The sequence below is a fragment of the Janthinobacterium sp. OK676 genome, from assembly GCF_900103595.1.
Taxonomy (GTDB): Bacteria; Pseudomonadota; Gammaproteobacteria; order Burkholderiales; family Burkholderiaceae_D; genus Janthinobacterium.
The window spans coordinates 31,521-44,247 of the sequence record NZ_FNHA01000004.1 but is presented as its reverse complement, the minus strand read 5'-3'; the positions used below and the strand labels follow the sequence as shown (position 1 = coordinate 44,247).

Annotated in this window: 13 protein-coding genes and 1 pseudogene; 8 read left to right on the top strand and 6 right to left on the bottom strand. The window is 65.2% G+C overall.

From position 1 onward, the window contains the following. Entirely contained in the window at nt 1–1,026 is a 1,026-nt protein-coding gene (locus BLU39_RS09590; RefSeq protein ID WP_092712349.1) for a hypothetical protein, read from the top strand. 2 nt (nt 1,027–1,028) lie between these two features. Here the strand turns inward: BLU39_RS09590 and BLU39_RS09585 are convergent, their stop codons facing one another. Continuing rightward, nucleotides 1,029–2,066 (bottom strand): hypothetical protein, encoded by a 1,038-nt coding sequence (locus BLU39_RS09585; RefSeq protein ID WP_092712347.1) that lies wholly within the window; start codon nt 2,064–2,066, stop codon nt 1,029–1,031. Between the two features lie 134 nt (nt 2,067–2,200). Between BLU39_RS09585 and BLU39_RS09580 the strand changes: the two genes are divergently transcribed. Beyond that, nucleotides 2,201–2,932 carry an alpha/beta fold hydrolase gene (locus BLU39_RS09580; RefSeq protein ID WP_092712345.1) on the top strand — a complete coding sequence of 244 codons (732 nt, stop codon included), beginning with the start codon at nt 2,201–2,203 and terminating at the stop codon, nt 2,930–2,932. Here the strand turns inward: BLU39_RS09580 and BLU39_RS09575 are convergent. Further along, a complete protein-coding gene (locus BLU39_RS09575; protein ID WP_092712343.1) occupies nt 2,909–3,274 on the bottom strand; it encodes a hypothetical protein in 366 nt (121 codons plus the stop codon). The genes BLU39_RS09580 and BLU39_RS09575 overlap by 24 nt on opposite strands. 166 nt (nt 3,275–3,440) lie before the next feature. Here BLU39_RS09575 and BLU39_RS09570 point away from each other — a divergent pair. From BLU39_RS09570 to BLU39_RS09560, 4 genes and pseudogenes are all read left to right on the top strand, one after another. Then, nucleotides 3,441–4,535, top strand: a pseudogene (locus BLU39_RS09570) (alkene reductase); the annotation flags it as partial. Nucleotides 4,536–4,556: 21 nt separating this feature from the next. Continuing rightward, nucleotides 4,557–5,102 carry an OsmC family protein gene (locus tag BLU39_RS29160; RefSeq protein ID WP_175539270.1) on the top strand — a complete coding sequence of 182 codons (546 nt, stop codon included), beginning with the start codon at nt 4,557–4,559 and terminating at the stop codon, nt 5,100–5,102. Nucleotides 5,103–5,159: 57 nt separating this feature from the next. Beyond that, nucleotides 5,160–5,492 carry a carboxymuconolactone decarboxylase family protein gene (locus BLU39_RS09565; protein ID WP_092712339.1) on the top strand — a complete coding sequence of 111 codons (333 nt, stop codon included), beginning with the start codon at nt 5,160–5,162 and terminating at the stop codon, nt 5,490–5,492. A gap of 61 nt (nt 5,493–5,553) precedes the next feature. Beyond that, the gene (locus BLU39_RS09560; protein WP_092712337.1) at nt 5,554–6,255 is read left to right on the top strand and encodes a DsbA family oxidoreductase; all 702 of its coding nucleotides are present in this window, start codon (nt 5,554–5,556) and stop codon (nt 6,253–6,255) included. On the opposite strand, the gene BLU39_RS09555 is transcribed toward BLU39_RS09560, so the two are convergent. Beyond that, a complete protein-coding gene (locus BLU39_RS09555) occupies nt 6,252–6,881 on the bottom strand; it encodes a TetR/AcrR family transcriptional regulator (RefSeq protein ID WP_092712335.1) in 630 nt (209 codons plus the stop codon). The genes BLU39_RS09560 and BLU39_RS09555 overlap by 4 nt on opposite strands. A gap of 80 nt (nt 6,882–6,961) precedes the next feature. Here BLU39_RS09555 and BLU39_RS09550 point away from each other — a divergent pair, with 80 nt between their 5' ends. Next, a complete protein-coding gene (locus BLU39_RS09550) occupies nt 6,962–7,378 on the top strand; it encodes a hypothetical protein (protein WP_092712333.1) in 417 nt (138 codons plus the stop codon). 15 nt (nt 7,379–7,393) lie between these two features. Here BLU39_RS09550 and BLU39_RS09545 read toward each other — a convergent pair whose 3' ends face one another. The 3 genes from BLU39_RS09545 to BLU39_RS09535 all read right to left on the bottom strand — a co-directional run bounded on the left by BLU39_RS09545 (nt 7,394) and on the right by BLU39_RS09535 (nt 11,628). After that, the gene (locus BLU39_RS09545; RefSeq protein WP_092712989.1) at nt 7,394–7,957 is read right to left on the bottom strand and encodes a TetR/AcrR family transcriptional regulator; all 564 of its coding nucleotides are present in this window, start codon (nt 7,955–7,957) and stop codon (nt 7,394–7,396) included. A 229-nt stretch (nt 7,958–8,186) separates the two neighbouring features. Then, nucleotides 8,187–10,106 (bottom strand): molecular chaperone HtpG, encoded by a 1,920-nt coding sequence (gene htpG / locus BLU39_RS09540; protein WP_092712331.1) that lies wholly within the window; start codon nt 10,104–10,106, stop codon nt 8,187–8,189. Nucleotides 10,107–10,194: 88 nt separating this feature from the next. Then, nucleotides 10,195–11,628 carry an aminotransferase-like domain-containing protein gene (locus BLU39_RS09535; protein WP_092712329.1) on the bottom strand — a complete coding sequence of 478 codons (1,434 nt, stop codon included), beginning with the start codon at nt 11,626–11,628 and terminating at the stop codon, nt 10,195–10,197. 137 nt (nt 11,629–11,765) lie between these two features. Here BLU39_RS09535 and BLU39_RS09530 point away from each other — a divergent pair, with 137 nt between their 5' ends. After that, nucleotides 11,766–12,677 carry a DMT family transporter gene (locus tag BLU39_RS09530; RefSeq protein WP_092712327.1) on the top strand — a complete coding sequence of 304 codons (912 nt, stop codon included), beginning with the start codon at nt 11,766–11,768 and terminating at the stop codon, nt 12,675–12,677. Nucleotides 12,678–12,727 lie beyond the last annotated feature (50 nt).

Here is a 12,727-nt window from a genome sequence, read left to right as displayed (position 1 = left end):
ATGACGCAGGCAACACAGCCGCTATGCATCCAGAACCCCGGTCGCATCGACGCCCGGGCGATCCGCGCCGCCATCGCGGGCGGCCAGCAGGTGCTGGTGCAGTTCGATACCCTGGGCGAGCCGGAGCCGCTGCTGGCCGACCTCGACGCCCTGGCCGCCACCTGCGGCACGGCGCTGACCATCCGCATCTACGGTTACGACCCGAGGGTGTTCGATGCCCGCATCCTGCGCGCTCTGCCGCATGTGGCCAGCCTGTCCATCGACTGCCACTGGCAAGCCATCCATCTGGAAACCCTGGGCGAGCTGCGCCACCTGAAGCGCCTGAGCCTGGGCGTGTACCAGCTGGCGCAGGCCGACATCCTGCAGCTCGATAATTTGCGCGGCCTCGACTACCTGCACCTGGGCGAGTCGGCGAAGAACAATATCGACCTGGCGCCGCTGCGCCACTACGCGCAGCTGGCCAGCCTGGTCATCGAGGGCCACAGCCAGCATATCGACACCCTGGCCGGCCTGCCGGTGCTGCACGAGCTGTCGCTGTACCGCATCAAGAACAAGGTGCCGCTCGATTTCATTTCGGCGATGGCCCGCCTGGACCGGCTGCTGTTGCAGCTGGGCGGGCGCGAATCGCTCGCGCACATCGAGGCGCCCCTGTTGCGGAAACTGGAAGTGATACGCGTGCGCGGCCTGGAAACCCTGGGCGACATCGGCCGTTTCCCGCTGCTGCAGGCGCTATGGGTGGAAGACCAGATCAAGCTGCGGCAGATCGCGCTGGGGCCCAATCCCGTGCTCGAACGCCTTAGCCTGCACACCTGCAAGACGCTCGACAGCCTGCCCGGCCTCGCCGCCTTGCCCGCCCTGCGCCAGCTGTCGGCATCCGAAACGATGCTCGACATCGACGCCTTGCTGGCGCATGGCTTGCCCGCGCCCCTCACGCATGCGCGCCTGCGCACGGGCACCAAAACCCGCGACGACGCCATCGCCGCGCAGCTGGTGCAACTGGGCTACGAGCAGCCAGGCCCTTGTTGAAATCAGCGGCTGGCGGCCAGCTTGCGCTGCCACAAAGCCACGTCGATCATGACGCCATCGGCGCCCGTGTTGCGGATATAGACGCGGTAGCTGCCCTGCCCCATGTCGCCATCGAGGTAGGCCGTGCGCTCGTTGCGCTGCAGCCGGGCGCCCTTGGCCAGCTGGCGGTAGCGCTCGACTACCGTGTCGAAGCTGGCATAGCTGCGCAGCGCCACTTCCAGGTCGCGCGGCGGGCGGCCTTCCGCATGGTCGAGCACATTGTTCTGTTTCTTGCCCTTCAAGGTGAGCGGATAGGCAAACACGCCCGCGCCGGCCGACGTCAGCACCGTCGATTTATCGAGCAGCAGCGGCAGCAGCGCCGGCGGATACGCGGGCGGCAGCTGGGCGCGGTTCCAGCCCGGCAGGGCCGGCTGGGCCAGCACATATTCGACGCTGGCGATCTTCTGCCCGCCGGCGCCCGCTTCCTTGTCGGCCGCGATCAGCGCCAGCATGGGCGGCAATTGCCGGGCCCAGGCCAGCAAGGGCGCCGCGTCGCCGACCAGCATGCCCTTGCGGTGAAAGACGGTCAGCACGGCGTTCGGATCGGGATTACAGACTTTCGCCAGCGGCTGGCCCTCCAGGCGGCAATGACCATTGACGAGGCCAAAGGCGATGATGGCGCCGCGCTTGTCGAGCAGCATGGCACCGCGTTCGCGGCCCTGCTTGCGGTCGTTCATCGACGCCAGCAGCTGGCGGCCATCGGCCAGCACGGTGCGCGTGGCGTCGCGCTTTTCGCTGATCGCTTCGAGCGCCTGCGCCAGCAGCAGTTCATCGTCTTCCGTGTAGCTGCCGCGCGCGTAACCGAAGAAATCGAACAGGGCGGCGCGCACTTGCGCATCGTCGCTCAGGCGCGGCAAGGGACCGCCTGCCAGCAGGGAGGACAGGCTTTTCCCGGCTGGCGCCGAGGGCGCCGCAGTGGCGCGGGCGGGCTGGGAAAGGATGCAGGCCGCCGCCAGCAAGGCGCCGCCCAGGGTGCGGTAATTCGAAAAAATGATATGCATGATTCTGTCTGTCGGGGATTTGGCCGCTCTTGCGGCCACGCATGGCGCGCCGGCGATTCTAGCATGGCGCCAGCGCCCATGCGGCGCGGCTGGCGGACGGCGGGTGCGCCGGCGCGGCTGTTATGATGGCCGCAATGACGACATCAACCCACGCCTCGCCCCTGCTTGTCCTCCTGCCCGGCATGGATGGCACGGCCAGTCTGTTCCACCGTTTCGACGCCGCCTTGCGCGCGCACGGCGCCATCGACACCCTGGCCATCGCCTATCCGGCCGCCCCACTCGACTATGCGGCGCTGGAAGCATACGTGCGCGAGCGCTTGCCGCGGGACCGCCCTTTCGTGCTGCTGGCCGAATCGTTTTCAGGACCGCTGGGGGCCGCTTTGCGCGCCGATCCGCCGCCCGGCATGCGCGCCCTGGTCCTGTGCTGTTCATTCGTGCGCAATCCGCGCCCCATGCTGGCGCCGCTGCGCCACCTGCTGGGCCTCGTGCCCTTTGGCGCCCTGCCCGGCTTCGCGCTGCGCCAGGCGCTGCTGGCGCCCTACGCCACGCCGCAACTGCAGGCGGAACTGGCCGCTGCGCTGGCGCAAGTGCCGCCGGCAACGCTGCGCCAGCGCCTGCGCGCCGTGCTGGAAACGGATGCCTCGCACGCCTTCGCGCGCGGCAGCCTGCCTGTTCTGTACCTGCGCGCCCGCCACGACCGCCTGGTGCCGCCGGCAAACGCCGCGCAGATACGGCGGCAGGCAGCGGGCGCGCAAGTGATCGACATCGCCGCGCCGCACATGCTGCTGCAGGCCGCGCCGGAAGCGGCCGCCGTCGCCGTCGCCGCTTTTATTACGGGCCTGTCAGCCGCGCAGGTATCCGCTTAAACGCGCGCTGGCCAGCACGGCCAGCCAGCTCAAGCCACCCGCCAGCACGCTGAAGTAGATCGCCCGCAGCGGATGCTGGGGCAGCAGATAGGCCAGCACGGCCGCGCCCAGCAAGGCGCACAGCACGGGCTTCCACCTGCCGGACGGCAGCAGCGCCAGCAGCAGATTCGTGCCCGCGTACACGTAAAACACGAGCAGCAGGGCCAGCCCGCCGGCCACGCCGCGCGAGCCCAGGCTGCCGAACAGCTGCGTATACAGGAAAAATCCCAGCCAGCTCAACCCAATAAACAGCAGGCAGCCCAGCGCATGCGCGCCCAGGCCCGCCATCAGGAGCTTCTTCATTGCCATCCTCCGTATCGTCCCGTGCAAAGCCGCATCATAGCGATTTTGCCGGCGCTGCGGCCGGTTGACTTGCCTACCTACTAGATGGTAGACTCATTTCGCACCCGGTATTTCACCCGGCAATCCTTCCGCGCCACGGCGCATCCGATCCTTTGCGAGGCATTACATGCATCAACTGTTCACTCCCTATGACCTGTCCGGCATTTCCCTGGCCAACCGCGTCGTCATGGCGCCGATGACGCGCACGCGCACGCTCGAAAACAATCCCGACGCGCTCACCGCCCTGTATTACGCCCAGCGCGCCTCGGCCGGCCTGATCGTCACCGAAGGCTTGCCCGTCTCCGATGAAGGCCGCGGCTATTTGTACACGCCGGGCATCTACAGCAGCACCCAGGGCCAGGGCTGGCGCCAGGTCACCGATGCCGTGCATGCCAAGGGCGGCAAGATCTTCGCCCAGCTGTGGCACGTGGGCCGCATGTCGCATGTGTCTATCCAGCCTGGCAACGCGGCGCCCGTCGGTCCCAGCGACGTGGCGGCGGAAAACACCACCGTCTATGCCTGGATCGAACCGGGCAAGGCGGGACCGGTGCTGCCCAGCGTGCCGCGCGCGCTGACCGTCGACGAGATCGCGCGCGTCACCGCCGACTTCGTGCATGCGGCAAAAGTCGCTATCGAAGCCGGCTTTGACGGGATCGAGATCATGGCCGCCAACGGCTTCCTGTTCGACCAGTTCCTCAGCAGCGCCGTCAATACTCGCACGGACCAGTACGGCGGCAGCATCGCCAACCGCCAGCGCTTTTTGCTCGAGACCATAGACGCCCTGTCGGCCGCCATCGGCGGCGGCAAGGTCGGCGTGCGCATCTCGCCGTTCGGCCGCCTGTACGACATGCGCGCCTATGCGGACGAAGCGCAGGTGTGGAGCAGCGTGGCGCAGGCGCTCGATACGAGGCAACTGGCCTATGTGCACCTGAACTACCAGCCCACCATCACGGCGGCGCAAGTGCCGCCCGGCTTTGGCGCGCAATTCCGCCAGGCTTATCACGGCACCCTGATCGGCGCGGGCGGCTTCACGCAGGAACTGGCGCGCAGCGAGCTGGAAAAGGGCGACCTCGATCTGATCGCCTTCGGCATGCCGTTCATCTCCAACCCGGATCTGGTGGAGCGCATGCAAAACAACTGGCCGCTGGCCGACAGCGACCGCTCGACCTATTACGGCGCCAGCGGCGCTCCGTCCCATGGCTATACCGACTATCCCGCGTATGGCGCGGCGGCCGGTGCCAACATGCTCAATGGCATCAACGTGCAAGCATTGCAGCAATTCGCGCAAGGCGTGGCAGAGCATCCCGGCAAGGGCGAGGCGCGTTTCAACGTCAAGACCCGGTGGCAACACCAGACGCGTAGCGTGGCCACCGTCAGCCACTATGTGCTCGGTGGTGAAAAGCATGCGCGCCATTTCGAGATCGCCTCGGACGAACCGCATGAATTGCTGGGCCAAAACACGGCGCCCAATCCGCAAGAGCTGCTGATGGCTGCCCTCAACGCCTGCCTGTCAGTCGGTTACGCGGCCAATGCGGCGACCATGGGCATCACCGTGCACAGCCTGGAAATCGAAACGGATGGCAAGCTGGACCTGCGCGGCTTCCTTGGCCTGGACGAGAACGTCAATCCCGGCTACGACGAAGTCAGCTACGTGGTGCGGCTGCGCACGGATGCCTCGCGCGAGCGCGTCGAGGCGCTGCACCAGGCCGTCACCAAAACGTCGGTCAACCTGGCCAATTTCTCGAAGGCCATCCGCATGCTGCCCACCCTGGAAATTATCGAGGCCTGATTCCCCTCCCTGGAATCAACCCAACCCGCGCGCAAGCGCCTACATAGCGAGGAAAACATGGAAGACTGGAAACAAGCTCGGCAAGACATCAACACGCGTGCGTTGCAATTGAACGCATTGACGCCCGACACCATGAAAGGCATCGCCGCACTGGGCGGCGCCGGCGACAAGACCAACCATCTCGATGCGAAAACGCGGGAACTGATTGCGCTGGCAGTGGCCGTCACGACGCGCTGCGACGGCTGCATCGCCTTCCACGCTGCCGCCGCCAAGAAACTTGGCGTCACCACCGAGGAAATTGCCGAGGCGCTCGGCGTGGCGATCAACCTCAATGCGGGCGCCGCCCTTGTGTACAGCACCCACGTGCTGGACGCGTTCGACAAGGCTTGATACCGCCGCATCAGCCGGCCTGGCATGCGTGCACGCCGGGCCGGCCATTCAAGGAGCAACCATGAAAAACAACACACCAACGCTGGTCGTCGACATCTGGTCCGATTTCGTCTGCCCCTGGTGCTGGATCGCCAAACGCCGCTTCGACAAAGCCCTGGCCGCTTTCGCGCACAAAGACGCCGTGCAGGTCAGGCTGCGCGCCTACCGCATCGCGCCAGGCCATCCGGCGGAACCGATCAAGGCGGCCTTGCTGAAAAAGTTTCGCGATCCGCTGGCCGCCGAGGGCATGCTGTACTCGGTGCAGTCGCATGGGGCCGCGGAAGGCCTGGACTACCGCTTCGACAGCATGCTGTTTGGCGACACCATGGACGCGCACATGCTGGTCAAGGCCGCCGGCGACGCGGCATTGCAGCAGCGCCTGGCCGAAGTGCTGTATGCACAGAGCATTTCGCACGGCCAGTCGCTGTTCGACCGCGATTCTCTCGCCCTGCTCGCGGCACAGGCGGGCGTGCCTGCCGAGGCGGTGCAGCGCGCCTGGTCGACACCGCAATTGCGCCAGCAAGTGCAGGACGATGAGCGCAGCGCCTCGCGCATCGCTTCCGGCGTGCCGCTGTTCGTTTTCGGAAATGGGGCGCACATTTCCGGCGCGCAGCCGCCAGAAGTTTTCAGGCAGGCGCTGGAGAACCTCCATGCGCAATCCCAAGAGAACCTGGCCGCATCGGACGGGGAGATGTGTGGCCTGGACGGCTGCATCCTCCCTTAAGCGCTGGCGGCGGCTTCCCTGGCAGGTGCCGCCGTGTCCAGGTAGCCGTGGACCGCGCGTCCCAGGCGCCGGGCAAGCGACGCCATATCCGTTTCTCCCCGCAGCGCCGCGGCGTCGATGATGCCGCGGCATAGCGCCATCACGTCGGCGGCCGCAATATCAGGATCGGCGACGCCATGACGCGCCAGCAACCCCGCGAGCTGGCCGGCAAGCGCCTGCCGCAAGGCCTCGTCCTCACGCTGCAAGGATGGCGACGACGGCGCCGATTCCAGCGCAAGCGCAAGCGCCGGGCGCCTGAACTGGTGCGCCAGGCCGGCCATCACACCTTGCTGTATCGCGTACGGCAATTCTCCGTCCAGCGCCATGGCTAGCCCCACGTCGTGCAGCAGCATCGCGCGTTCGCGGCGCACCAGTTCGGCCAGCAGCGCCTCTTTCGACGGGAAGTACTGGTACAGGGAGCCGATGCTGACGCCAGAGAGCTCGGCAACATGATTCGTCGTCAACGCAGCCCAGCCCCGCACCTCAATAATGCGAGCAGCCGCCTCCACCATCGCCGCGACGGTGGCGGCCGATCTGGCCTGGGACGGCCGCTTGCGGGGCTCCGCATGCGCTGCAGTTTTTGCCATGAATGCGAGTAGCGTAAGTAGGTAGTAAAACTTATTCTAAACGTTCCTCAAACAACTGTCCTTGCCGATACGAGAACGCCATGAACACCTATACATTCCTGCTGATATTGCACATCGTCGCAGCCATCGCCTTCATCGGCCCGATGATGCTGACGCCGCGCCTGCTCGGCCTGATGCGCGAGCCCGCCGGCCGCGATACATTACACAAACTCCATCAGCAGATCGGCGTCGCAGGCTGGCTGCTGCTTCTCGGCGGGCTGATCCTGCTGTACCAGCAACAATGGGCCTGGCTGCAGATGGGCTGGATGCGGCTGTCCCTCGCGCTTTTTATCGGCGCGCAAGCCATCGACCATTTTTGGGCGGACAAGGAGGAAGAGAAGGTGGAACAGGGATACGCGCAGGCGGGCGCCAGACTGGGAATCTGGCTGTGCATCAAGCTGGCCGTGTTTTTGACCATCTGCGCGCTGATGATCGCCAAGCCAGCCCTGTTGGCCTGAGCGGGCTGGCCAGCGCTACGCCAGATTGTCGAGCAGGTAATGAAACGCGGCCAGCGGATCGGTCGATGGCCCCAGGGCCCAGCCGATAAAGCTGGCGCCCTCCAAGGCGCTGAGCAGCATGAAGGCATAATCCTTCGGCGCTTTCCGCAAGGTCCAGCCGTGCAGCTGCGCCGCCTGCACGAGATTGTTTTCCATCCAATCCAGCTGCTGCGCCATCAGCTGCCGGCCCAGGGCCTGCAGCGATTCGGGCAGCGCCGCCATTTCGGCCGCGAGCGCGCCGCACAGCGGCAGCAAATGATCGTTGGCGCTGGCCTGGAACAGCCCGCCGAACTCGCGCAGGCGTGCGACCGGATCGGCATGCGCCGCATCGATCGTTTGCAGCTTTTCCGTAAACACCTCGATGTATTGCGTGATCAAGGCCACGCCAAGGTTTTCCTTGGTAGGGAAATGATGGTGGATGCTGGCCTTGCGTATGCCGATCTCCTCCGACAAATCGGCATAACTGAAAGCGGCGTAGCCTTTCGAACGCAGGTGGATCTCTGCGCTTTTCAATAGGGCGTCGCGGGTACTCACTGACATGACTGGCTCCTGCACCAACGGCCATGCCGGCCATTGACGAATTAAATTCAACAAGGGGCAATTATGCCTGAAGTCGCCGCTGCCAGGGCTTGGGGCACGCGCATGCGGCGCTGAACATCTGCCATGAAAAAAGCCGGCCCTTTCACGAGGAAAGGGCCGGCCTGGATGCATCAGCCGCCGTGTCGGATTACGCTTACGCTAATCCGACCTACGTACCACGGCAAAGGAATTACTTCGCCGAATTGAGCAGCAATTCGTTGAGGCGTTTCACGAAACTGGCAGGGTCGGCCAGCGAGCCGCCTTCGGCCAGCATGGCCTGGTCGAACAGGATGTTGGCCCAGTCGCCGAACTTGCCGCCTTCCGCGTCTTCGTATTTCAGGCGCGTCACCAGCGGGTGGTTCGGGTTGATTTCCAAAATCGGCTTCGATTCCGGTGCGCTCTGACCAGCAGCCTTCAACATGCGCAGCAGATTGCCCGACAATTCGTTTTCATCGGCCACCAGGCAGGCTGGCGAATCGGTCAGACGGAACGTGACGCGCACGTCCTTGGCCTTGTCGGCCAGCACGGTCTTCATCTTGCCCACCAGGTCGGCGTACGAGGTTTCCGTTTCTTCGTGCTCTTTCTTTTCCGCTTCGTCTTCCAGCGCGCCCAGGTCCAGGCCGCCCTTGGCGACGGAGACCAGTTCCTTGCCTTCGAAGTCCTGCAGGAAGGACAGCATCCATTCGTCGACACGGTCCGTCAGCAGCAGCACTTCGGCGCCCTTCTTGCGGAAGATTTCCAGGTGCGGGCTGTTCTTGGCGGCGGCGTAGTTGTCGGCCGTGACGTAATAGATCTTGTCCTGGCCTTCCTTCATGCGCGCCACGTAGTCGGCGAACGAGGTGATTTGTTCGTCGCTGTCGTTGGCCGTCGAGGCAAAGCGCAGCAGCTTGGCCAGGCGTTCCTTGTTGGCCGCATCTTCGCCGATGCCTTCTTTCAGCACCTGGCCGAATTCCTTCCAGAAGACGGCGTACTTGTCCTTCTTGTCCTGCTCGTCCGCGTTCGCCAGTTCTTCCAGCATGCCCAGCACGCGCTTGGTCGAGCCTTCGCGGATCACCTTGACGTCGCGCGACTCCTGCAGGATTTCACGCGACACGTTCAGCGGCAGGTCGGCCGAGTCGATCACCCCGCGCACGAAGCGCAAATAGGTCGGCATCAGCTGCTCGGCATCGTCCATGATGAAGACGCGCTTGACGTACAGCTTGATGCCGCCGCGCTTGTTGCGGTCCCACATGTCGAATGGCGCCTTGGCCGGGATGTACAGCAGCTGCGTGTATTCGCTGCGGCCTTCCACGCGGTTGTGCGTATGCGTGAGCGGCGACTGGAAGTCGTGCGACACGTGCTTGTAGAATTCGTCGTACTGTTCCGGCGTGATGTCGGCCTTGTTGCGGGCCCACAGGGCGCTGGCCTGGTTGACGGTTTCGAATTCGTCTTTCAGGACGGTTTCTTTTTTCTCGTCGTCCCACTCTTCTTTCTGCATCACGATCGGCAGCGAGATATGGTCCGAGTATTTGCGGATGATGGACTTGAGCTTCCAGCTCGACAGCAATTCGTCTTCGCCTTCGCGCAGGTGCAGGATGATGTCCGTGCCGCGCGAGGGTTTGTCGATGGTCTCGATGCTGTAGTCGCCTTCGCCGGCCGACTCCCACCGCACGCCCTCGGAGGCGTCCGCGCCGGCGCGGCGCGTTTCAACGGTGATCTTGTCGGCGACGATGAAGCCCGAATAGAAGCCCACGCCGAACTGGCCGATCAGGGCCGCGTCCTGCTGCTGGTCGCCCGACAGCTTGCCGAAGAATTCCTTGGTGCCCGACTTGGCGATGGTACCCAGGTGCGAGATCGCCTCGTCACGGGTCATGCCGATGCCGTTGTCGGAAATGGTGATGGTGCGCGCATCCTTGTCGAAGCTGACCTTGATCTTCAATTCGTGATCGTTGCCGTACAGGGCGTCGTTATCGATCGCTTCAAAGCGCAATTTGTCGGCCGCGTCGGACGCGTTCGAGATCAATTCGCGCAGGAAGATTTCCTTGTTCGAGTACAGGGAATGGATCATCAGGTGCAGCATTTGCTTCACTTCGGTCTGAAAACCCAGGGTTTGCTTTTCGGAGACAGCCATTTTTACCTCATAGTCTTGTGGATGGGACGGATTCTACGGAGTTGGGGATGGTGCCAGCGATTTCAAGAGCGGCCGCCGAAAGTCGCGCCTAGCCCAGGGCACGGGCGAAAAACGCCCACACCCGCTCGTCCTGCACCGTGGCCAGGTTCAGGCGCATGCGGGTCGACGGCAGCTGGCGCGGGGAAAACAGGCTGCCCGGCGCCAGCACCAGCCCCTCGGCCAGCGCCTTCTCGGCCAGGACATTCGTGTCGCAGCCCGCATCGGCCCACACGAACATGCCGGCCGGCGCGGGATCGAAGCGCAAGCCCGCCCGTTCGACCTTGCGGTACGTACCGTCGCGCACCTTGTCGAGCCGCGCGCGCAGGCGCTCCGCATGCTTGCGGTACAGCCCCTGCGAGAGGATTTTATAAACAACCCTTTCGCCGATGTCGCTGGTGGTCAGGGTGGCCAGCATCTTGCGGTCGGCCAGGCGCTGCGCCCGCTCATTTGATGTGGCGATGAAGCCCACGCGCAGGTTCGCCGCCAGGCTCTTGGAAAAGCCGCCCAGGTAAATCACGCGGCGCAGCTGGTCCAGCGCGGCCAGGCGCGTGGCCGGCTGCACCTCGCCGCCGGGATGCATGTCGCAATAGATATCGTCTTCGACGACGAGGAAATCGTGCTGCTCGGCCAGGCGCAGCACCTGGAACGCCTTGGCCGCCGACAGCGACGTCGAACTGGGATTATGCAGCACCGAGTTGATCACGTACAGCTTGGGTCGGTGCAGGGCCGCCAGCTCGGCCAGCACGGCGATATCGGGGCCGTCACCGAGGCGCGGGATGCCGATGACATTCACGCCCATGGCGGCAAAGGCGCCGAACATCAGCCAGTACGCGGGGTCGTCGACGAAAATGGTGTCGCCGGGACGGGCAAACTCGCGCGCCACCAGGTCCAGCGCCTGCATCACGCCCACCGTGGTGACGATCTGCTCGGGCGGGCAGGCGATTTCCAGCCCCGCCAGCTTCAGCTGCAATTGCTGGCGCAGCGGCAGGAAACCCTGCGGCGCGCCGTAACCGAGCAGCAAACTGCCGGGCTGGCGGCTGACGTCGCGCAAGGCGCGCGCCACGAGGTCGCCATCGAGCCATTCGGCGGGCAGCATGCCGGTGCCGGGCGCGGGAATGGCCGGCGTCTGGCGGAACATGTTACGGATCAGCCACACGACGTCCATCGGCTGCGCCGCTGCTTCCTGCGCGCCGGCGGGAGGCGCAGGCGTGTTCAGGGGCGAGCGCTCGCGCACGAAAAAGCCGGCGCCGCGCCGCGATTCCAGGTAGCCGCGCGCCACCAGCTTGTCGTAGCTGGCCACCACCGTGGCGCATGACACGTCCAGGCCGGCCGCGCACTGGCGGATCGACGGCATGCGCGCGCCGCCACGCAGCAACTTGTCATCGATGCGCGCCGCCAGCGAGCGCGCGATCTGGTCGATCAGGGTTTCGCCCGAGGCGCGCGACAGCAAAGGCAGGGACGGTGATGCGGGTGTATTGCTCATATGACCATTACAGTATGTGAAATTATGCGGAGAAGTGTATTTGTACTGTATTGCTATTGCGCTCTAGGATAGCAGTACCGGGCGTATTCATCCACATCTGCCCGCCTTTATTCCACACCACCCGCACCAGGACAGCCATGCCATCGCACGCCGCCACCTCCCCCAGCACCCTCCCCCGCCTCGGCGCCGACCGCAAAGGCCTGCTGCTGGGCTTGATCGCCGTCGCCCTTTTCAGCCTGACCCTGCCTTTCACGCGGCTGGCCGTGGCCGAACTCGATCCCACCTTTGTCGCCCTGGGCCGCGCCCTGGTGGCCGCCTGCCTGGCCTGCCTGTGGCTGTGGCGGCAGCGCGCGCCGCTGCCGCGCCGCGAACAGTGGCTGCCGCTGGCCCTGGTGTCGCTGGGCTGCGTGGTGGGTTTCCCGTGGCTGACGTCGATCGCCATGCGCAGCCTGCCCGCCTCGCATGGCGCCGTGCTCGTGGGCATTTTGCCGCTGGCCACCGCCGTGTTTGCCGTACTGCGCGGCAAGGAACGCCCCTCCCTTGGCTTCTGGCTGATGGCCCTGCTCGGCACGGCCCTGGTGGTGGCGTTCGCGCTGCGCCAGGGCGGCGGCAGCTTCCACGTGGCCGACTGGCTGATCTTTGCCGCCGTGCTGCTGGCCGCACTCGGCTATGCGGAAGGCGGACGCCTGGCGCAAGCCATGCCGGGCCAGCACGTGATTTCCTGGGCGCTGCTGCTGGCCGTGCCTTTTGTCTTGCCCGTGGTACTGTGGAGCGCGTGGCCCCAGCGCGCATTGATGGCGCAGGCCAGCGGCGCGGCGTGGCTGGGCTTTGCCTACATTTCCGTGTTTTCCATGTTTATCGGCTTCTTTTTCTGGTACCGGGGCATGGCGCTGGGCGGCGTGGCGCGCGTGGGACAGACACAGTTGCTGCAACCCTTCCTCACCTTGCTGGGCGCGGCCGTGCTGCTGCACGAGCCCCTGACGGGCGAAAGCCTGCTGTTTGCCGGCGCCGTGATCGCCGTGGTGGGCATAGGACGCAAGCTGAAATAAGGCGCCCTGACGCCCATTTGCAACGCCGTTGCGCGTGCGCATGGGCACGG